The sequence below is a fragment of the Thalassospira sp. TSL5-1 genome, from assembly GCF_001907695.1.
In the GTDB taxonomy this organism is placed as follows: Bacteria; Pseudomonadota; Alphaproteobacteria; order Rhodospirillales; family Thalassospiraceae; genus Thalassospira.
Map to the genome: position 1 here is coordinate 1 of NZ_KV880657.1, position 569 is coordinate 569.

A 569-nucleotide genomic window follows, 5' to 3' on the forward strand; every position below is an offset into this window, starting at 1 on the left:
CAATGGCGTTGTCGTATTTTTACAAGCCAAGATATGATTTCGCAAACAATCATTCAAATAAGATTCTCTCCAACTTTCATCCACCCCCCATAAATATCCACGCCCTAAAAGACCTAAAAAATGATCAATCTGTTCAAATCCGCCGTTTAGATAAGGTAGAACCGCATATCTTACAGTACTGATCCAAGTAGCAACTGCGGTAATACCCGCAATCATTTTCCGACGACCAAAATCATATTTCTCTACATCAACAATATCCTGGGAAATACGTGATATCCCTTCAAATTGTGACGCGTTAACATATTTTTCCAGCGTTATGCCCAACCCTGATTTCTTTGATTTTAACATATTGGACTTATGACACCTTTATGCTCAAAGAATTATCCATGCGGAGACAAAAACCCTACAATTACTATATTCCGATCTCATGCCTCATTTTTCTGATGTAATCGCAACCACTCTTCCGCACGTTGATCAATATCCTCCGGCAGTTTTGCTACCGGAAAAACGGCCCATTTCCACCATGCTAGGTGCAATTTCTTAGGCGCATTTTCAATAATGTCCGGCGT

The 569-nt window shown here is 40.1% G+C and carries 1 protein-coding gene; it reads right to left on the bottom strand.

The genetic code is table 11. The features are described from left to right. Positions 1-348 (bottom strand): hypothetical protein (locus tag LF95_RS22885; RefSeq protein ID WP_143182163.1); only part of this gene is annotated, 348 nt, incomplete at its 3' end. Positions 349-569 lie beyond the last annotated feature (221 nt).